Raw genomic sequence first — 20945 nt, forward strand, 5'->3', positions numbered from 1 at the left:
GGAAATCGGGCAATTTTTATTTTTTAGGACATCCTTCTTATTTCTTTTGGCATAAATTTCTATTGATAAAAGAACAAATGTTCGCATATAATAAAAACACGAACAAAAGTTCTATGCCAAAAGAGGGGTATTATGGAGAAGGTCATCTTTTTAGTTGATATGCAATCATTTTATGCATCCATCGAGAAGTCAGCTAATCCAAAGCTACAGGACCGACCAGTGGTGGTAGCTGGTGACCCTGAACGACGAAGCGGCATTATTTTAGCCGCCTGTCCCATTGCGAAACAGTACGGCGTCAAAACAGCTGAGGCGCTTTGGCAAGCTCAAGAAAAATGTCCTGAATTAGTCATTGTCCGTCCACGCATGAAGTTATATATCGATTTATCTTACCAAATCACTCAAATTTTAGAGAGATTTACGGATCAAGTCGAGGTCTTTTCTGTTGATGAACAGTTCATGGACTTAACTGGAACCGAACGACTATTTGGTGATAAATACTCAGTTGCTAGAAAAATACAAGAGGAAATTCAAGAAGAACTGGGCGTCTATGCACGCGTAGGAATGGGGCCTAATAAAATTTTAGCTAAAATCGCATGTGATGCCTTTGCTAAAAAGAACGAAAATGGCATGTTTTATCTTTCCCACGACAATATGAAAGACACGATGTGGCACCTTCCAGTTGGAAAGATGTTTGGAGTTGGAAGTCGTATGGAGCGCCATTTTGCACGAATGGGAATCCAAACCATCGGAGACTTGGCCGTGTACCCTGTTCATTATTTAAAGAAACGCTGGGGAATTAATGGCGAGGTTTTATCCAATATTGCCAACGGAATTGATTATTCACCTGTTAAAACAGAAACCCATAACAAGCAGAAAGCCGTTGGACACCACATGACATTACCAAGAGACTATGAAACCTTAGAGGATATCAAAATTGTGTTATTAGAACTGTGCGAAGAAGTGGCTAAACGAGCAAGAGCTAAAAACTACCGTGGTCACACATTATCACTAGGTTTACGTGGTGCTAACTTCGATCTCCCAACAGGATTTCACCGGCAAATTAAACTAACCTCCCCAACTAATTATGGGATGGATTTGTTTCATGCCGCCTTACAATTATTAAGTAAACATTGGGATGGGCTACCTGTACGTAGTGTAGGCGTGACATTGTCTCAACTTCAATCGGCAGATGTTTATCAACTCAGCCTTTTTAACCCATCAGTCGAAAAAGATCAATTAAGCAAAGCAATGGACGATATCCGCAAAAAATTTGGTCATACCGCGATTGTCAGGGCTTCTTCTTTAAATAAAGCTGGTCAAGTGTTTGATCGCGCTCAAAAAATTGGTGGACATTATAAATAAGGAGGACTCATCATGAATCCGAACAAATTAACTCATGGACACAACTTACTTTGGGAATCAAGTCGCATGATGCTTCCTGAACATAAAGAACTCATCCAACAGCATCAAAAACAACTAAACCAAAAAACAAAGCCTGAGTTAGATGAACAGGAGGTAGAGTGGCTAGAGCATCAAATTCAAGAAGCCATCCGTCAACAATCCACTATACGTTTCAATTTATATAACCCTTACGAAACCCGCACTGTAGTGGGAACTATTCAAAAAGTTGATTTGCACACTCAACAACTCAAATTACTAACACCCCAAGGGGATATAGAGTGGTTTTCGTTAAGCGATCTTGTTAGTATTCAATAAAAAGGAATTAAGAAAACATCCTCAATAAATGCTCTAATTTCATCAAATTTTTCTACAAAAGGAATTTTCTAAATACCTTATTCTCAAAACCCTTATGAGACAAACAAGCTAAACCCTTGTTTTAAAATGATCGACCATTTTAGTGAACTCCTCTTTCTCTTCTAGGAATGGAAAATGGCTACTCTTGTCAAAAACATACAGGATTGAATTCGGTACAAGCTGTTGAATTTCTTGTGAAAATATAAGCGGACATTGCGAATCATGTTTTCCACAAAAAACAAATGTCGAAGTAGATATTTCAGACAATTGATCTCTGATATCATAATCTGGTAGTTCTTCAAATGAATAATAATCCAATCGCTTTTGAACCACTCGACCACTACTCGGTTTTGAAAAATATTCATCAAATCGACTTGGGTCATACAATGACATCGCTGTCCATTCTCTTGCTACTTGCTTTCTTTTTTCTTGCGTAGTTTCATTTGATTTAAGTATTGAAAAAATCTCTTTAAGCCTTTCATTCTTGGGATTTAAACGGCAGTAAATACTGTCTTCGTGGTTCATATAATCATATGTAGCCGTAGCTCCCCCAACTAATAAACGCTTCAAAGAATGTGAGTGATTGATCCCATAAACCAAGCCTAACATTCCACCTGTTGAATTACCTGCAAAGCTCCATTCTTTTATACCTAAGGCTTCTCGTATGGCTTCTAAATCCCTCACCGTTTCCTGCATACTTAGTTCTTCTTTTTTAACAACTTTACTTGAGTTTCCCGCTTCTTTTAAATTTACAAGATAAACACGAAATGCATCTAAAAACATGTCCGCGAAATAATTCCCCCGTTCATTGAACTCACTATATAAATGAGTGACGCACAATGGTTCTCCATTACCTGAAACAAATATTTCAAATTCGCCTCTGTCTGTGTTAACAAACATTTGCTCCCACATATTTCTCCCCCCTCAATACTACTTTTCGTTATTCATCACCTTATCCGTTGGCCTTCATTATATAAAATGGATGAGTATTTACATCTAAACATAGCCATTCTTTCCTATAAAATAAATTCGATATCCTACATGGAATTCCCTGTAATTAGAGCAAGAATTTAGTGCTAGATACTAGAGCTTCTCCACTCACTCACCCAATGCTAAACACAAATTATCTAGATCATCAAAAAAGACGTTAACCCTTTATGGATTAACGTCTATGTTCTAGATAAGTAATCATTAACTACTCTAATCAAAAATTTTATCAACCCTACATATCACTTGTGACTTTATGGCGTGCAATAAAACGAGTGGGGCCCTCTTGGTCTAATTCAGTGATTTTCCCGAGAGAACATAAGTAATCTAACTGGCCAACCGTTTCAGACATGGTTAATCCGAACTGTGACTGATAATGCTTTGGAAATAGATACTGACAAATTTCAAATGGTGTTGCAGGTGAATGACGAATATAATCTAATACTTTTTTCGAACGTTTCTCCTGCTTTGCTAACCGTTCTATAATTAAATCTCGATGATCAGAAAAAATGTCGCCATGGCCTGGATAAATGTTTGAAAAAGTATAACCTAATACTTTTTTCATCGATTCCCGATATTTTAATAATGGCTTTGGACGTTCTTCTCCCTTATTCATTGGAGGTTCTAATAATGGGTTAGACGAAATATGTTTTAATAAGAAATCACCTGCTAAGAACTCGTTTGTCTCGTTATGATAAAAGGATAGATGGCTTTCCGCATGACCAGGTGTTCCTAGTGTCACAAATCCGTCTAAACCTGGTACCTCATCTCCCTCTGTCAACACATCCGTTAGCTCGCTAGTCGTTGTAAATGCGAGTGTGTTTTGAAGCGTTTTCTCCATATTTCGAAAACGTTCAGGGACTCCCCATCTAAAATATAAGTCATTAAAAAAGTTTAAGTAATGGTTGATATACTTCTCATCACGTGTTAACCACTTATGAACTAAGAGATGGCCATATATGGCATCCACATGATCTAATCGACCAACTAATCCTATGTGGTCTGGGTGATGATGAGTTAAAACAATTTGGCCAATATCTTCAGGGGCTAAATTTATATTTTTTAATTGCTCCTTGAAAGAGGTCCAAGCTTCATTTGTATGAACCCCTGCATCTATTAGTGTCACGGTATCATTTTTAACAATATAAGCATGAACATCACCTACTGGATAGGGCGTAGGAAGTGTTATTTGGTGAATCTCATTAGTCATTAAAACGCCTCCATAAAACTGAATAGTTATTCAGTTTTATTATACTACAAAAATAGTTATTTAACATGGCGATTAATGATTTTCAAATGTAAATTTGATTGCTTCAGATAAAATATGTGGTAATTCACCAAAAGAAAAGTCAACGTTTAAGCGTTCCGTCCACTGATGTGCATCTTTTCCAATGGGACCGATGTTGATCGACGGAACAACCAGCTCTTCCTCAAGGTATTTCAAAAAGGAATCTCCATTGTTCTTTAAAGGCATTTGTCGATACAATTCATCAAGGTTTTCTTTTGAATTGTTATCTTCTCCAATAAAACTTAAATCTGAAATACCATTAAAATATTGGATCGTTTTAACCTGATGTTGACCTTCCCTTTCCATTAATTGAGTGACATGTTGACCAACTGAGTTAACTAATGGATGTGAATGACTCGTCACTGCCGGATAATATGGAGGACTATAAAACAACACCATCATTGGAGCCAAATCTTTACACAAATAAGCTAAATCTTGTACAAGAAGGGTACTAAAGTCTCGATCCCCCTGTTCTCTTTCATTGACGAGTGCCTCACGCCTTCTTGCAACCTCTACTTCGCCATGGCGTTTCACCGCTTCCTGATATAACGTATCATAGTCTAATAGTTTAATATCAAAAGAGGTAGAAATATTAGAGTGACTTAAATCAGCATAAACGCTCGCTTGCCTACTAATATGTGACTCTATTTGTAATTTTGTTTGCTCCATAATTTTATGTAACTTCTCAGAGATTTCTTTGACGGAGCGGTTCATTAAAAGAATATTATACATAGAAACTGCGGTTAATGGCGTTTGAACTGAGTAATTTTCTTTTAAGTCTCTGTTCATTAAACTAATTGGAGGAGGGGTCACTTCCTCTCCTACTTTTTCCATTAATTCTTCACTTAGCTCTAAGTTGATATTTAAGTAACTCAACATTAAATTAGCATTGAGGCCATTGAATGGTTCTCCAACGTGTGTCTCTTTTCCGTAACATAAGAAGCCAGGTAATACTTTTCCTAAAGAACCTGTGTAAATATACATCTGCTCATCTTGAGGAAATTGGCGAAACATCGGCTCACTGTTAACACATAAAATAAATTCTAGGTTCTCTTTTTCTTTTATTTGATTAACCGTGTGTCTAGCCTTTAGCATACCAGCAGAATTAACTTCTTCATCCGGAACAAGCAACAATAATATGTTCCCATCCCATTCGCCAGCCATCGCTTTTTCAACCATTGATAAATGAAGAGTTGTCCCAGCCTTCATGTCCATTGTCCCACGACCAAACAGCCATTCTTGAGAATCGTTTAGATCATTTAGGACATCTTCTGGTAAAGATTGAGAATCGTTCCTTAATTGTTCAGTTAATTCTTTAGGGTTAAAGGCTAAATCTTGTAATGAACCATAGTCTTCAACACCTACTACATCAATATGACTTAACAAAATAATCGTCTTTTTAGTATCTCGTTTTCCTCTAACCAAAGCTGTTAATAACTTTCGGCCGTCACTTAATTGATCGGTTTGTAAGTACTGAGGATATTCTTTAAAGTAAGGGTAATCTTGAAGAACCTTCTCAACGTGCTCAATAATGGCTACTTCCCCTTCTTCACCAGATATACTCTTGAATTGAACTAATTGGCATAAACTGTTCACTAACTCCTCTTTCGTCTGCCATTTCAAAGTCATCACTCCATTTCAATAAAGTTTCAAAAAATAGGGCTATAACTAGTTTGACTTTTCATGATTTATACACCACAATCATAACAGAAATAACAGGAATTAAAGTTCGTTTATCGTATTAAATATTTAATAACAACTGTTCAGTTGATGGAAAAAGAGGTGGCTACTTACTATGAAAATATTTGCTCACCGTGGTGCTAGCCGTTACGCACCAGAAAATACATTACCAGCCTTTGAGCTTGCTTATGAATTAGGTGCAGATGGTATAGAGCTTGATGTGCAGTTAACCAAAGATTTAGTGCCAGTCATTATACATGACGAAAACATTAGAAGAACAACTAACGGAACTGGCTTTGTTCAAAATTATACTTTAGAAGAATTACAAGAATTTGACGCGGGATATTGGTTTTCTAAACACTATTTACATACACCGATCATGTCTTTAAAGGAATTCTTTCAATGGGTTCAGGACAAGGATCTATTAGTTAATATTGAATTAAAAACAAATGTGATTGAGTACCCTACAATTGAAAGGCGTGTCATGGACTTAATATTGGAATATAACATGATACACCGAACCATCATTTCAAGTTTTAATCCATATACCATTCAAAGGGTTCGTGACCTTAACTCGGACATAGAGCTAGCCTGGTTAACCAAAATTCAAGTACGTAAAATCGATCAATATCTCAAAGAATTGGGTGCTAATACCATCCATATCAAGTCTCGTTTATTATCGTCTAAAATGGTTAAATGTTTATTAGATCAACAGATTCCATTCCGTGTTTATACAGTAAATCGCGTGAGCTTAGGACGAAAATGTGTCACAATGGAGGCGGATGGATTATTTACGGATATTCCAGATATTATGAAAGTAAAAACACAATAGAAAAGGCAGGGATTCTTATAATGAACACGAAACTTTTCGAACCTATTAAAATACAAAATGTAGAACTTAAAAACAGAATTGTGATGTCGCCAATGTGTATGTATTCTTGTTTTGAACAAGATGGTAAGATTACACCATTTCATATAACTCATTATGAGAGCCGTGCTGCTGGGCAAGCTGGATTAGTTATATTGGAAGCGTCAGCCGTGCAGCCTGAAGGTCGAATCTCAGCAGAAGATCTAGGAATATGGTCCGATGAACATATCGAAGGATTAATAACTGTCAATGAAAGAATTCATGCTCACGGTTCAAAGAGTGGAATTCAACTCGCACATGCAGGAAGAAAAGCAACTGTCAAAGAGGATATTTTTGCTCCAAGTGCAATTCCTTTTAATGATCAATTTAAAACACCAAACGAAATGACGACTAATCAAATACATGAAACGGTTCATGCATTTAAAGACGCTGCAAGACGAGCAAAAGAAGCTAATTTTGATCTCGTTGAAATTCATGCAGCGCATGGATATCTCATTAATCAATTCCTATCACCATTAACGAATAAACGTAAAGATGAGTATGGTGGATCTCGTGATAATCGATATCGCCTACTTAAAGAAGTTATTGAGGTGGTAAAAGAAGAATTTGACGGACCAATATTTGTTCGGATTTCAGCATCCGAGTATCAAGATGAAGGTAATCAGATGGATGATTTTATTTACTTCGCAGAGCAAATGAAAAAACAGAATATTGACCTTATTGATTGTAGTTCTGGTGGCGTTGTACCTGCTCGTATTAAAACATTTCCAGGCTACCAAGTTGGCTATGCTGAAACAATCAAAAAAGAAGCAGGTATTAAAACTGGAGCTGTTGGAATGATTACGACAGGGATCCAAGCTGAGGAAATTCTTCAAAACAATCGTGCGGACCTCATCTTTGTAGCTCGAGCATTTTTAAGAAACCCTTATTGGCCAAAGCAAGTAGCGGACGAATTAGGCGTCAATCTTGAAGGTCCTGAACAGTATAATCGCGGTTGGTCATGAGATAGGAGGATAAATCAAGTTGGAATTAACGTTTTTAGGAACCGGTTCAGGTGTTCCATCTAAAATGAGGAATGTATCTTCCTTAGCACTCTCTATGTTACAGGAACGGGATGAAGTTTGGTTATTTGATTGTGGAGAAGCTACTCAACATCAAATATTACATTCATCTATCAAACCAAGAAAAATCTCAAAAATATTTATCACTCATATGCATGGGGATCACATATTTGGATTACCAGGATTGTTGAGTAGTCGTTCTTTTCAAGAAGGGTTAAATCCCGTTGAAATATATGGTCCTCCTCGATTAAAAGAATTTATTGAGATTAGCCTTAAAGTAAGTGAAACTAGGTTAAAATATGATTTAATATTTAAATCTATTTCTCAACCAAAATTGTTTGAAGATCATCATTTATCGGTCTCTTCTATCCCATTAAAACATGGGATCCCGTCGTGTGGGTATATTATTGAGGAGAAAGATTCTGTAGGTCCCCTTCTACCTGATAAATTAAAAAGTTTAGGTGTGAAACCTGGACCCATTTATCAAAACATTAAAAATAATGAAAAAGTTAGGTTGTCGGATGGTACTATCATTTATAGAGATGATGTGACGGGGCCACCGATTAAAGGACGAAAAGTCTCTATACTAGGTGATACACATGCATCGGATGACATTATTGAGCATGTAGCCGATTCGGACTTGCTTATTCATGAAGCCACCTTCATCCATGAGGATCAAGAGCTAGCTCGCAAATATTTTCATTCAACAAGTCTTCAAGCTGCTCAAATAGCTAAAGAAGCAAACGTCAAACAATTAATTCTCAACCATATATCGTCTAGGTATTTGCATGAGGATTTACAAAAAGAGCTTAAACAAATTAAGCAAACCTTCCCTAACACAATATATGCTGAAGATTTATCTTCATATACGATTCAAAAGGAGGGGTGACCTTGTCTAATTTTCATGACTTAGTTCAAAATCAGAAAGAAATGTTTCATGCCGGTAAAACGATGACGTATACTTATCGGATCCATCAGCTACAAAAGCTTCAAGAAATGCTTAATCGTTATGAACCTCGTATATACGAGTCATTACACAAAGATTTAAATAAATCGACTTATGAGGTGTTAACGACTGAGTTCGGATTTTTACAACAAGAAATTAATTACACCATTAAGCATTTAAGAGAATGGATGCAGCCTAAAAAGGTAAAAACACCTAACTCTCATAAGGGAGCCAAAAGCTTAATTTATAAGCAGCCCTATGGTGTTACATTAATTATTAGTCCTTGGAACTATCCTTTAAACTTAGCTTTATCCCCATTAATTGGGGCTATCGCAGCAGGTAATACAGCAATTATAAAACCTTCAGAATTAACACCTTACACAAGTGATTTACTTGAAGAAATGATTAAGGAAACGTTTGAAGAGAAATACATCACAGTTATTCAAGGTGACCGTGAAGTCAGTCAACAACTTTTAGATCTACCATTTGATTATATTTTCTTTACAGGAAGTGTGCCTGTAGGGAAAATTGTCATGGAGAAAGCAAGTCAACAATTAATTCCTCTCACCCTAGAGCTAGGTGGAAAAAGCCCTTGTATCGTAGATCGAGATGCAAAGATTGAATATGCGGCAAGACGAATCGTTTGGGGAAAATTCGTCAACGCAGGTCAAACATGTGTCGCACCTGATTATTTATTAGTACAAGAATCGATTAAACAGAAATTATTAGATCAGATTAAAATAGAAATCGAGAAAATGTACACCTCTAATCCTATGGAAAGTGGAGAATACACTAAAATCATTAATAAAAATCATTTTGATCGATTGGTGAATTATTTTGATGAGGGTGAGATTCATTACGGAGGGGAATCAGATCGAACTAATCAGTTAATTAATCCAACCATTATTGATCAAGTTAATTGGGGTTCAAAAATTATGCAGGAAGAAATCTTCGGTCCCCTATTACCTGTATTAACATTTGATAAGCTTGAAGAAGTCCACGATCATATTGAGCATTCAAGGAATCCATTAGCTCTCTATTATTTCTCAGAAAACGAGAAGAACCAGGAATGGGTAATCAGAAACCTATCATTTGGCGGTGGATGTATTAATGATACGATGATGCATTTAGGAAATAATCAACTACCTTTTGGGGGGATCGGAACTAGTGGTATAGGAAAATATCATGGAAAGTATAGTTTTGATACATTTACTCATGAGAAAAGTGTATTAAAACAAACTACTGCCTTTGATCTTGCGTTCCGATATCCGAATTCAAAAATGGGAAGAAAAATTTTAAAGAAATTATTTAAATAAGGAAGCGATCATGAATCGCTTCCTTTTTCTTCTGTTTTATATTCACTTAGAAAATCTTTTTGAAAACTCGTACTTATATTAGGTTCAGGGTCTCTCAGCTGAATAAACACCTCATCGCCATACTTTTCCTTCATTTGATCCATAGCTAAGTATAACTTTTCTTTCTCAGCTTCTTGTTCATAATTAAATAAATCTAATTGCTTTGATAATTCGTTTTTAGGGGTTAAATGTTGCGCTGTCACACCTAATAAACGAACAGGTTCTTCATTCCAATGTTGTTGGAATAATCGCTTTGCCCACCCTGATATTTCTTCTTTGGTTTCAATAAAATCTTGTAGTTGTTTACTTCTAGTAATGGTTTTTCGGTCATGATAACGAATCATAATTTGAATATTTTCAGTTACGACATTTTTATATTTTAAGCGTTCTGCCACTTTTTTAGAAAGTTGATCAAAGGTTTTATAGATGTTTGTCAAATCTGTCATGTCATAAGGTAAAGTTGTTGAATTCCCAATACTTTTAAATTCATTCACCGCATCCGGATCAACTGGACGATTATCAATCCCATTTGCACGTTGGTGTAGACGTTCACCATTAATACCTAATAAATTTTTTAGTGTTAAGACATCTTTATTAGCTAAATCTCCAATTGTATGAATTTCAATTCTTTTAAGCTTTTCTGCGGTTTTTTGTCCAACTCCATACATTTCTCCAATATCAAGTGGCCATAGTGTATGTTTAATTTCTCTTTTTCTTAAGACTGTAATTCCTAATGGCTTTTTCATATCAGATGCCATTTTAGCCAAAAATTTATTAGGGGCAATGCCTATACTACATGGAAGATCTAATTCGTTTAAAATACGCTGTTGTAACTTATGTGCAAATTCAATCGGATTCTCTTCCCCAACATAATCTGTTAAATCCATGTAACCTTCATCAATAGAAACGGGCTGAACAAATGGTGTGGCTTCCGATAAAATTGAAAATATATGCTTTGAAGCTTCACGATATCGATTGAAATTTGGCCTTAAAACAATTAGTTCAGGGCAATGCTCATAAGCTTGCCATAATGGCATTGTCGTTTTGACACCGCGAGCCCTTGCCTCATAACTACTTGTAACGACAATCCCTCGGCGTTCCTCAGGATTACCTGCAATAGCAACAGGTTTCCCTTTTAATTCAGGTCGATAGGCCATTTCAACCGAAGCATAAAAACTATTCATGTCTACATGGAAGATAATTCTTCCTTTACGTTTCATATAAACCACCCATTTATTCAAGCATCATATTACAGTATAACAAAAGTGCTTGATGTCCTAAAAACATCAAGCACTCTGATCGCATTTATTTATTAGCTGCTTCCGTAATAATCGAAGCGATAAATTCTGACATTTTGACTAGTTCTCCAATTGGCATTCGTTCACTAGTAGTATGAATATTTTCGTAACCAACACAAAGGTTGACAGTCGGTACACCTAAACCAGCAAAAATATTGGCATCACTGCCTCCACCACTCTTTTCTAATTGGCTCTCGCGTCCAATACGTTTGGCCGCAGTTTTGGCCACTTCAACGACCTGATCCCCGTCTTGATGATGATAACCTGGATAGACTATTTGGACATCTACGTCAAAAGATCCACCTAATTCTGTTTCCGCTTCTTGACAAGCCTTTTTCATTTTTTCAAGTTGAGCATCTAATTTTTCAGGATCTAATGAACGGGCTTCTGCCAAGATAAATGCTTCATCACTAACGATGTTCGTAGCTTTTCCACCTTCAAAACGACCGATATTAGCAGTCGTATCTTCGTCAATTCGGCCTAAAGGCATTTTAGCGATCGCTTTAGCTGCTAATGTGATTGCCGAAATCCCCTTTTCAGGTGCGACACCAGCATGTGCTGTTTTTCCTTTTGCTGTAATCTTTAATTTTGCTTGAGTTGGTGCAGCCACTATAATATTCCCAACTTGTCCATTACTATCTACAGCATAACCGTATTTAGCCTTAAGTAGGTTAGAATCAAATGCTTTCGCACCAACTAAGCCAGATTCTTCTCCTACTGTAATAACAAATTGGATATCACCATGCTGAATACCGGATTTTTTAATCGTTTTAATTGCCTCCAACATTGCTGCAATACCTGCTTTATCATCTGCACCTAAAATAGTGGTTCCATCTGAAACGATATAATCACCATCAATAGAAGGTTTAATACCATTTCCAGGTACGACCGTGTCCATATGGGAAGTAAAGTAAATCGGAGTGATTCCTTCATCTTGACCCTCTAGTGTAAAAACTAAGTTATTCGCTCCGTGCCCTGTTTTCTCTTTAGCATTGTCTTCTTGTACCGATAAGCCTAACTCTGTGAATTTTTGTTTTAATACTTCTGCAATTTTATCTTCATGTTTTGTTTCTGAATCAACTTGTACTAGTTCCATAAATTCTTCGATTAATCGATCTTGGTTTACTTGAATTTCATTCATGCTGTTGCACCTCCAAAGTTTTATAAAGGAATGTTACCATGTTTTTTCTTAGGTCGCTGTTCTTTCTTGTTCTTCAACATATCTAATGCTTGAGAAAGTTTAACCCTCGTCTCACGTGGGTCAATGACATCATCAACCATTCCTAAACCTGCTGCCACATATGGATTCGCAAATTTTTCTCGATATTCATTAATTTTATTTTGTCTTGTTTCTTCTGGGTTGCTACTCTCCTTAATATCTTTTGCAAAAATAATATTGGCTGCACCTTCTGGACCCATGACAGCTATTTCTGCATTTGGCCATGCAAAAACTAAATCAGCACCAATGGATTTACTGTTCAAAGCAACATAGGCTCCACCATAAGCCTTACGAGTAATAACTGTTATTTTAGGAACGGTTGCTTCAGAATAGGCATATAAAATCTTTGCACCGTGACGAATAATCCCACCGTGTTCTTGCTTAACACCAGGGAAAAAGCCTGTGACATCCTCGAATGTAATAAGAGGAATATTAAAGGAATCACAGAATCGAATGAACCTAGAAGCTTTATCACTTGAATCAATATCTAGGCCACCAGCTAAGAACTTAGGCTGATTGCAGACTAAACCAACCGTCTCTCCTTTAATTCTAGCGAATCCAACGACAATATTTTTAGCAAAATCAGGGTGAATTTCAAAGAAAGAATCGTCATCGACGATTTCTCGAATAATCGTTCTTACATCATATGGACGAATTGAATCAAATGGAATTAAATCAGTTAGATCATCTCTAAAGTCTTCTTTAGGTTCAACATTAACCTTCGGAGTTTTTTCATCATGGTTTTGTGGTAAATACTGAACTAATTTTTTCACTTGATCTAACGCTTCTTCTTCAGTTTTTGCCTTAAGGTGGGCATTACCACTCTTACTATTATGTACGTCTGCTCCACCTAAATCTTCAGATGAGATTTGTTCACCTGTTACAGTTTCAATAACTTTAGGACCCGTAATAAACATTTGAGATGATTTTTCAACCATTACGACAAAATCCGTAATCGCTGGTGAATAAACAGCCCCACCTGCGCATGGACCCATAATAACAGAAATCTGTGGAATGACACCAGAATAGATTGAATTACGATAAAACACATGTCCATAACCATCTAAGGACGCGACCCCTTCTTGTATTCTAGCACCACCTGAATCGTTTAATCCAATAAATGGGGTTCCATTTTTCGCTGCTAAGTCCATAACAGCTGCGATTTTCTTGCCGTGCATTTCGCCTAATGCGCCACCGTAAACTGTAAAATCTTGAGCAAAAAGATAGACAGGACGCCCTTTAATTGTACCATATCCTGTCACCACACCTTCTCCTGGCACTTCCTTACCATTCATGCCAAAGTCCGTTACACGATGTTCGATAAAGGGGTTTAATTCTACAAAAGAACCATCATCTAACAAATAATCAATACGTTCTCTTGCTGTCATTTTCCCTTTATCTCGTTGTTTTTGGATTTTGTCATCCCCACCGCCTAGTTCAACTTTACGACGTTTATCATATAATTCATTTATTTTATCGTAGATATCCATTAATCATCCTCCTGTTTCTGTTCGCAGAGTTCGAATAATACGCCTTGTGCTGCTTTAGGGTGTAGAAAAGCGACTTGATTTTGGTGAGCTCCTTCCTTTGGATCTTCATGAATTAAAGGAACTCCTTGTTCTTTTAAGTGATTTAAACGTTGATGAATATCATCTACATCTAAAGCGATATGGTGAATTCCTTCACCTTTTTTAGCGATAAATTTCGCAATCGGTGATTGTTCATTTAGAGGCTCTAATAATTCAATGGCACTTTCTCCAATCTTGAAAAAAGCTACCTTGACGTTTTCTGATGCTACTACCTCTGTTCCATTAAATGTTAAACCTAGTTGATCACGATAAAAAGGAATCACCTCATCTAAATTAGAAACCGCTATCCCAATGTGCGCGATTTTCTTCATACAACTTCACCTCGAACAAGCTTCTTAATATATTCTGCTATTTCTGTAGTTGGAGTACCAGAAGTGAAAATCTTATGAACGCCCTTCTCTTCTAAGTAAGATACGTCATCGTCTGGTATGACACCGCCTCCAATAACCGGAATATCCTCTGCGCCCCGTAATTTTAATTCTTCCACAACCTTTGGAAACAAAGCTTTATGTCCTCCGGAAAGTGAAGACAATCCAACTACATCAACATCTTCTTGAATTGCCGCTTGGGCGATTTGTTGTGCTGATTGTCTTAATCCTGTATAAATGACTTCCATTCCACTATCCCTTAAAGCTTGGGCAATGACTAACGCCCCCCTATCATGCCCATCCAGTCCTGGCTTAGCTATTAACACTCTTATTTTTTGATCCATAAGTTCCCCTCCTATTAACTTTTAAACCCCGCTGTACTCTCCAAATTCTTCACGTAAGACGTTACAAATTTCTCCAACCGTCGCATAAGCTTTCACCGCATCCAAAATGAAAGGCATTAGATTGGACTTTTCATCTTTAGCGGCCTCTTCTAAAGCTTTTAATTTTTCTTTTACGGTTGAATCATGGCGTTGTTCTCGAACATTTTGGACTTGTTGAACTTGATCCTTCTCTAATTGTTCATCTACCTTCAATAAGTCTGCTTGCACTTCTTCTTCTAATTGGAATTCATTTAAACCGACTATGATATCTTCTTTCGATTCAATTCTTTTTTGAGCTTCATAGGCTGCTTGATGGATCTCTCTTTGCATATAACCATCCTCAACGGCTTGAACTGCTCCACCCATTTCCTCAATTCGATCTAAGTAAGTGAGCACTTCCTTTTCAATCTGATCTGTTAATTGTTCTACGTAATAGGAACCAGCAAGAGGATCAACCGTGTCTGCAACCCCGCTTTCATGGGCAATAATTTGTTGAGTTCTTAATGCAATCCTTGCTGATTCCTCAGTTGGAAGCGCCAAAGCCTCGTCTCTTGAGTTAGTATGTAGGCTTTGTGTGCCACCTAATACAGCTGATAACGCTTGCAAAGCAACGCGCACAATATTGTTATCCGGCTGTTGGGCGGTTAAAGTTGAGCCACCTGTTTGTGTATGGAAGCGAAGACGTAGGCTCTTTTCATTTTTCGCACCAAACTGCTCTTTCATAATCTTTGCCCAGATTCGACGGGCAGCTCTAAACTTTGCCGCTTCTTCAAAGAAATTATTATGGGCATTGAAGAAGAAAGCTAATCTAGGAGCGAACTGATCAACACCTAAACCGCTTTCAATTGCCGCGTTAACATATGCAATCCCATTGGCTAATGTGAAAGCCACTTCCTGAACTGCTGTCGAACCTGCTTCACGAATGTGATAGCCTGAAATACTGATCGTATTAAACTTCGGGACCTCTTTAGCACAGTATTCAAAAATATTGGTGATCAATCTCATTGATGGTTTAGGTGGATATATATACGTTCCACGAGCTATATATTCTTTCAAAATATCATTTTGAATCGTTCCAGTAATTTTTTCTTTAGGCACGCCTTGTTTTTCAGCTACCGCAATGTACATACATAGTAATACCGATGCTGGTGCATTAATCGTCATTGATGTACTAACTTGATCCAACGGGATACCATTTAGTAAAGTTTCCATATCTTCTAATGAGTCAATAGCTACTCCTACTTTTCCGACTTCTCCTTCTGCCATTGGGTCATCAGAGTCATATCCAATTTGTGTTGGTAAATCAAAAGCTACAGATAACCCCGTTTGCCCCTGATCTAATAAGTAACGGAATCGCTTGTTCGTTTCTTTAGCGGAGCCAAAACCAGCATATTGACGCATTGTCCAAAACCGGCTACGATACATTCCTGGCTGAATGCCACGCGTATACGGGTACTGTCCAGGAAAACCTAACTTCTCCATATATTCTTCCTCAATTGATTCTTGATGTGGTACATATAAAGGGTCAATATTAAGATCTGAACTATTGACAAATGAATCTTTACGTTCTGGAAAACGCTCTTGGGTTCTCGTTAGTTTTTCCTGCCACTCTTTCTTGGCCTCATGAAATTGTTTCCCCATACCCTAATCTCCCTTCAAAATGAATAAAATTAAGACATATATTATTATTAAGAATTTTCTCTCCTATTACTATTTTAAAGGAAAGATTAATCTTGTCCAATCCTACTTTTTCTTTTACAATAACGATAGGGTAATCTTATAGGGGAGGAATCCATCGTGTATAACAATCAGAAAAGAAAACAGCCGCAAGCTCCTTTTTCTTCAAGAAGAAGACAGCGTAAAAAATGGACGACAGTAGTTATTTGGTTAATGATTATTGCGATGCTACTATCTACATTTACATTCGCGGCTGCTATGTTTATATAAGACCGAGTAAAAAAAGGTATGAGCTTCTTTGGCTCATACCTTTTTATTGACTAAAAATCCCGCCTTATTTAGTGCTTTTTCTGCTTCATCCAATAACTCTTCTCGATCAGCCGTGATCGTATGTAGATGAATGCCCTCTGTTAATTCGGATAATAAGGCAGCACTAGATGATTGAACTTGCTTCACAAATTTTTCTACCTCTATACGGTTTGAGATCCTTAGTTGAGCCGTAAACTCTCCATAAATTGGATGGTCTACTGTAACATCCTTCACAAACACACCATGATCAACTAATATATTTAATTCTTTTCCCGTATCTTCTGGCTTGTGATAACAAGCAATGGTTCTCTCATATCCATTACTCTCTTGGGAGTCATACATATAAATATATCCTTGGCTAGTAGCTAATATTGGCTCATTTTTTGCTTTTAGCAAAGCCATATCTCCCACGATAATTTGACGACTGACTCCTACTTTTTCGGCAATCTCCCTCCCAGATAGAGGCTCTTCTTGTTCCTTTAATAATTTTAAAATGTATTCTCGACGTTCATCTGCCGGCATTTTTTGTTTAGTCATAGCTTACCTCCTTATTTCAATACCTGATTCAGTCTTAAAGTCTAATGTCATCTTCACTAAAAATTGAGCGAGCTCGATCATATCTTCTTCAGATGTATCTTTACCGATAGATATTCTAAAAAATTCCCTTGCTTTTTCAGGTGGTATAGATAATGCTTTTAAAGTATTGGTTATCTTATTATATTTTACATCACAAGCACTCCCTGTTGAAATGGCAAAACCATTTCGATTACACTCTAGCATCACCCACTGACCTTCAATTCCATGAATCCCCATCCCAATAATGGATGGAATTTGATTACCATTTAAATTTTCATAAACCGTTAATAAGTCACTTATTTCGACCAAGTGATGGAAGAATATTTTTCTTAATTCATTCATTCTTTTCATTTCTGAGTCCATTTGTTCTATCATTTCATAGGCTGCAGTGACGAAAGAAGCTATACTAGCTAGATCCATCGTGTTACCTCTTAAAAGCAGTGCTTCCACTCCATTATTTTGAGCGTCTTTTAAATATAACAAACCCATTCCTTTAGGACCGTAAATTTTATGAGACGATACACTTATACTGTCTACTAAAGGTGTAACTTGTGACAAATCCATCCTTCCAAAACTTTGAACACTATCCATATGAAGAAAAATATGATGTTGACGGCACAGGTTAGCTATTTCTTCAATTGGTTGGATCGTACCGATTTCCCCGTTAACATGTTGAACAATGACTAATGCCGTATCTTCCCTGATGTATGACTCTAATTCTAATAAATCGACTTGACCAGTCGAATTAAATTCCAAATAACTAATGTCGTAACCTAATTGCTTTAAGTACTCGCACGTTTGTATGATGGAATTATGTTCAGCCATCGACACTATAACATGCTTTCCTACTAAATGATTTTTTAATAAAGTTTGAACCCCTAATATGTTCGCCTCTGAACCACCTTTTGTGAAAAAAAGTTGATCCGACTTACAATTCATTAATTTTGCTAGATGAAATTTACATTGTTCTAGTAATTGACCGGCATTTGAACCCAAGTCATGAAGACTATTCGTATTGGCAAAATATCTCCTTGATACGGTAGTATATGTTTCTAACGCCACGTCACTCATTGGAGTCGTAGCTGCATAATCAAAATACTTCATAACATCATTCCCCAATAAATTTTACTTCTCCCTCTTGTCATTTATTAAATTATATGTAAATATATATGTCAAGACAGGTGTAAAACAAGGAAGGTTAACATGACATATACAGACGTACTCATAATTGGAAGTGGCCTTGCTGCATTACAACTAGCTACTCACCTAGATGAAAATTTAAACGTGACGATTCTGACAAAAAGCAATATAAAATCTAGTAATTCAAACCTCGCTCAAGGTGGGATCTCAGCTGCAGTCAACACCGATGACAGTCCAATCCACCATGCATCCGATACGATAAAAGCTGGAAGATATATTAATCATCAAGACATTGTCTATGAGATGACGAGTCAAGCCCCTAACATCATTCAACAGTTAATGAAACAAGGCTGTTCTTTTGATCAAATTGATCAACAATTATCTCTAGGTCAAGAAGGTGCCCACTCTCATAGAAGAATTGTTAAAGCAGGTGGTGACCAAACTGGGCGGATGCTTGTTAATACATTAATCAGCCAGCTACCTGATCAAATAAACATTATCGAGAATGCTTTTGTCTATGAATTGTTACATCAAAATCAAAAATGTTATGGGGTTAAATATAAAGATATTTGTGAAGAAAATCACACAATATATAGTCCACATATCGTTTTAGCTACTGGCGGCTGCGGACAGCTATATCCTTTTACTTCTAATTGTAAAGAAGCAACTGGTGATGGAGTTATTCTAGCTTATTTAGCTGGAGCAATTATTTCCGACATGGAATTTATTCAATTCCACCCCACCCTTTTATATAAAAATAACAAAACTCAAGGACTTATTTCTGAAGCAGTACGAGGTGAAGGGGCTGTTCTCGTTAACCAAATGGGTCAAAACATCATGAAGGCCGTTCATCCACTAGAACATTTAGCCCCACGCCACATCGTAGCTCAAACAATCTATAACCATATGAAGAAAGGTGACAGGGTTTATTTAGACATACAAAAAATTGAAAACTTTGCTGATAAATTCCCTTCCATTACCGATCACTGCACAAAACAAGGGATTAATCTAGGAAGTGGTTTAATTCCTGTTGCGCCTGGTGCGCATTTCATGATGGGTGGTGTCACCACTAATATCTATGGAGAAACTAACATAGAAGGTTTGTACGCGATTGGAGAAGTAGCCAATAATGGATTTCACGGTGCCAATCGTTTGGCTAGTAATTCATTATTAGAAGGGTTAGTAATGGGAGAAAGATTGGCACAACGAATCAATCAATCTACTAGCAATATTGATTTTTTAATTGAAAAAAATTCAAAATCTCAGGATTTTAAACGAATAGATTTACCACCTATAAATGGTTTAAGAGATCAGATGATGAATCGTGTTGGGATTGTACGAAATAACAACAATTTATTAAAAATGATTGATTGGTTAGATTCTTTACAAGTTGAGAAATACTTGTATGCAGATTTAAGTGAACATTCTAAAGATGATATTCAAAGAATCTTTCTATATAATTTAGCCTTTCTTATTACAAAATCTGCTTTAAATAGAAAGGAAAGTCGTGGAGCTCATCATCGAACGGATTACCCATTTGAACAGGACTCATTATTATCTTTCCATACCATTTTGGAATTTGAAGAAAGAAGGAAACAGTATGAATACATTACGACTAAAAAAACAAATTGAAGAATTTTTAATAGAAGATGTCGGATATCAAGATTTAACGACCGATGCTATTTTTAATGATCAATCAGGTGAAATTGAATTTTTGGCAAAATCAAATGGATATTTTTGTGGGGAAGATGTCATTCGCGTAGGATATAGCACGATTAATTCAAATATAGAGATAAATCTACAAGTTAAAGATGGAGATTCAATACAAAAAGGTCAGACAATAGCCTATGTCAAAGGACCCATCAACGAGTTATTAACTGGCGAGAGAGTTATTCTTAATTTGATACAACGTATGAGTGGTATAACCACCAAAACCCAACATGCAGTTCAGCTATTAAATAACCCTCGTACCAAAATTAGTGATACAAGAAAGACAACACCTGGTTTACGAATGTTAGAGAAATATGCTGTAACAAAAGGTGGCGGGTTTAACCACCGATTTGGGTTAGATCATGCTGTCATGATCAAAGATAACCATATTTCATTTTGTGGCTCGATATCCAATGCTGTTCAAAAGGTAAAAGATCAAGTCGGACATATGGTTAAAATTGTTGTTGAAGCTGAAAATGAACAACAGGTCCATGAAGCTGTTAAAGCGAAGGCAGATTGTATTTTATTAGACAATATGAGACCAAATGAGATTGCTGAGATGCTTAAATTAATACCTTCTTCTATTTTGACGGAAGCATCTGGCGGAATCACACTTCAAGACTTACCAAAATATTCGAACCTAACATTGGATGTTATATCTTTAGGATGTCTCACCCACCAAATTGAATCTTTAGACATTAGTGCTGAGGTCAAAATTAATTCATAAGGGAGTTTT

General features: G+C 36.7%; 20 protein-coding genes. 9 read left to right on the top strand and 11 right to left on the bottom strand.

Annotation, left to right across the window (positions count from 1 at the left end; translation table 11 throughout):
* The first annotated feature begins 129 nt into the window (after window positions 1-129).
* Together BMY57_RS01925 and BMY57_RS01930 are read left to right on the top strand one after the other, a co-directional pair.
* Window positions 130-1362 (top strand): DNA polymerase IV, encoded by a 1233-nt coding sequence (locus BMY57_RS01925; protein ID WP_439895780.1) that lies wholly within the window; start codon window positions 130-132, stop codon window positions 1360-1362.
* A gap of 12 nt (window positions 1363-1374) precedes the next feature.
* A complete protein-coding gene (locus BMY57_RS01930) occupies window positions 1375-1716 on the top strand; it encodes a YolD-like family protein (RefSeq protein WP_091772324.1) in 342 nt (113 codons plus the stop codon).
* 108 nt (window positions 1717-1824) lie between these two features.
* Here the strand turns inward: BMY57_RS01930 and BMY57_RS01935 are convergent, their stop codons facing one another.
* From BMY57_RS01935 to BMY57_RS01945, 3 genes are all read right to left on the bottom strand, one after another.
* The gene (locus tag BMY57_RS01935; RefSeq protein ID WP_091772325.1) at window positions 1825-2667 is read right to left on the bottom strand and encodes an alpha/beta fold hydrolase; all 843 of its coding nucleotides are present in this window, start codon (window positions 2665-2667) and stop codon (window positions 1825-1827) included.
* 310 nt (window positions 2668-2977) lie between these two features.
* Entirely contained in the window at window positions 2978-3952 is a 975-nt protein-coding gene (locus BMY57_RS01940; protein WP_091772326.1) for an MBL fold metallo-hydrolase, read from the bottom strand.
* A gap of 72 nt (window positions 3953-4024) precedes the next feature.
* Window positions 4025-5659: a M20/M25/M40 family metallo-hydrolase gene (locus BMY57_RS01945; RefSeq protein ID WP_256205223.1), complete on the bottom strand. Its 1635-nt coding sequence runs from the start codon at window positions 5657-5659 to the stop codon at window positions 4025-4027.
* Between the two features lie 166 nt (window positions 5660-5825).
* On the opposite strand from BMY57_RS01945, the gene BMY57_RS01950 reads away from it, so the two are divergent.
* The 4 genes from BMY57_RS01950 to BMY57_RS01965 are packed head-to-tail and all read left to right on the top strand — an operon-like array spanning window position 5826 to window position 9901.
* Complete coding sequence (locus BMY57_RS01950) at window positions 5826-6542, top strand: glycerophosphodiester phosphodiesterase (protein ID WP_091772328.1); 717 nt, start codon at window positions 5826-5828, stop codon at window positions 6540-6542.
* Window positions 6543-6562: 20 nt separating this feature from the next.
* On the top strand, window positions 6563-7582 hold the full coding sequence (gene namA / locus BMY57_RS01955) for an NADPH dehydrogenase NamA (RefSeq protein WP_091772329.1): 1020 nt from the start codon (window positions 6563-6565) through the stop codon (window positions 7580-7582).
* Window positions 7583-7601: 19 nt separating this feature from the next.
* A complete protein-coding gene (rnz, locus tag BMY57_RS01960; RefSeq protein ID WP_091772330.1) occupies window positions 7602-8528 on the top strand; it encodes a ribonuclease Z in 927 nt (308 codons plus the stop codon).
* Window positions 8529-8530: 2 nt separating this feature from the next.
* A complete protein-coding gene (locus BMY57_RS01965; protein WP_091772331.1) occupies window positions 8531-9901 on the top strand; it encodes an aldehyde dehydrogenase in 1371 nt (456 codons plus the stop codon).
* 8 nt (window positions 9902-9909) lie between these two features.
* Here BMY57_RS01965 and BMY57_RS01970 read toward each other — a convergent pair whose 3' ends face one another.
* The 6 genes from BMY57_RS01970 to BMY57_RS01995 all read right to left on the bottom strand — a co-directional run bounded on the left by BMY57_RS01970 (window position 9910) and on the right by BMY57_RS01995 (window position 16438).
* Window positions 9910-11160, bottom strand: coding sequence for a DNA polymerase IV (locus BMY57_RS01970; RefSeq protein ID WP_091772332.1), 1251 nt, complete (start codon window positions 11158-11160; stop codon window positions 9910-9912).
* 85 nt (window positions 11161-11245) lie between these two features.
* Window positions 11246-12379, bottom strand: a complete 1134-nt coding sequence (locus tag BMY57_RS01975) for a M20/M25/M40 family metallo-hydrolase (protein WP_091772333.1) — start codon at window positions 12377-12379, stop codon at window positions 11246-11248.
* 20 nt (window positions 12380-12399) lie between these two features.
* Window positions 12400-13947: an acyl-CoA carboxylase subunit beta gene (locus BMY57_RS01980; protein WP_091772334.1), complete on the bottom strand. Its 1548-nt coding sequence runs from the start codon at window positions 13945-13947 to the stop codon at window positions 12400-12402.
* Complete coding sequence (gene mce, locus BMY57_RS16450) at window positions 13947-14357, bottom strand: methylmalonyl-CoA epimerase (RefSeq protein WP_091772335.1); 411 nt, start codon at window positions 14355-14357, stop codon at window positions 13947-13949. The genes BMY57_RS01980 and mce overlap by 1 nt, the downstream gene beginning before the upstream one ends.
* A complete protein-coding gene (locus tag BMY57_RS16455; protein WP_091772336.1) occupies window positions 14354-14758 on the bottom strand; it encodes a cobalamin B12-binding domain-containing protein in 405 nt (134 codons plus the stop codon). The genes mce and BMY57_RS16455 overlap by 4 nt, the downstream gene beginning before the upstream one ends.
* A 21-nt stretch (window positions 14759-14779) precedes the next feature.
* Window positions 14780-16438: an acyl-CoA mutase large subunit family protein gene (locus BMY57_RS01995; RefSeq protein ID WP_091772337.1), complete on the bottom strand. Its 1659-nt coding sequence runs from the start codon at window positions 16436-16438 to the stop codon at window positions 14780-14782.
* 156 nt (window positions 16439-16594) lie between these two features.
* Here BMY57_RS01995 and prli42 point away from each other — a divergent pair, with 156 nt between their 5' ends.
* Window positions 16595-16744: a stressosome-associated protein Prli42 gene (prli42, locus tag BMY57_RS15995; protein WP_177176307.1), complete on the top strand. Its 150-nt coding sequence runs from the start codon at window positions 16595-16597 to the stop codon at window positions 16742-16744.
* A gap of 33 nt (window positions 16745-16777) precedes the next feature.
* On the opposite strand, the gene BMY57_RS02000 is transcribed toward prli42, so the two are convergent.
* Complete coding sequence (locus BMY57_RS02000; protein ID WP_091772338.1) at window positions 16778-17320, bottom strand: transcription repressor NadR; 543 nt, start codon at window positions 17318-17320, stop codon at window positions 16778-16780.
* A 3-nt stretch (window positions 17321-17323) separates the two neighbouring features.
* A complete protein-coding gene (locus BMY57_RS02005; protein ID WP_091772339.1) occupies window positions 17324-18463 on the bottom strand; it encodes an IscS subfamily cysteine desulfurase in 1140 nt (379 codons plus the stop codon).
* 99 nt (window positions 18464-18562) lie between these two features.
* On the opposite strand from BMY57_RS02005, the gene nadB reads away from it, so the two are divergent.
* Together nadB and nadC are read left to right on the top strand one after the other, a co-directional pair.
* Window positions 18563-20131, top strand: a complete 1569-nt coding sequence (nadB, locus tag BMY57_RS02010) for an L-aspartate oxidase (RefSeq protein WP_091772340.1) — start codon at window positions 18563-18565, stop codon at window positions 20129-20131.
* On the top strand, window positions 20100-20936 hold the full coding sequence (gene nadC, locus BMY57_RS02015) for a carboxylating nicotinate-nucleotide diphosphorylase (RefSeq protein ID WP_091772341.1): 837 nt from the start codon (window positions 20100-20102) through the stop codon (window positions 20934-20936). Before nadB ends, nadC begins: the two co-directional genes overlap by 32 nt.
* Window positions 20937-20945: the final 9 nt, after the last annotated feature.

This window comes from Piscibacillus halophilus, from assembly GCF_900110685.1.
Classification (GTDB): Bacteria; Bacillota; Bacilli; order Bacillales; family Alkalibacillaceae; genus Piscibacillus; species Piscibacillus halophilus.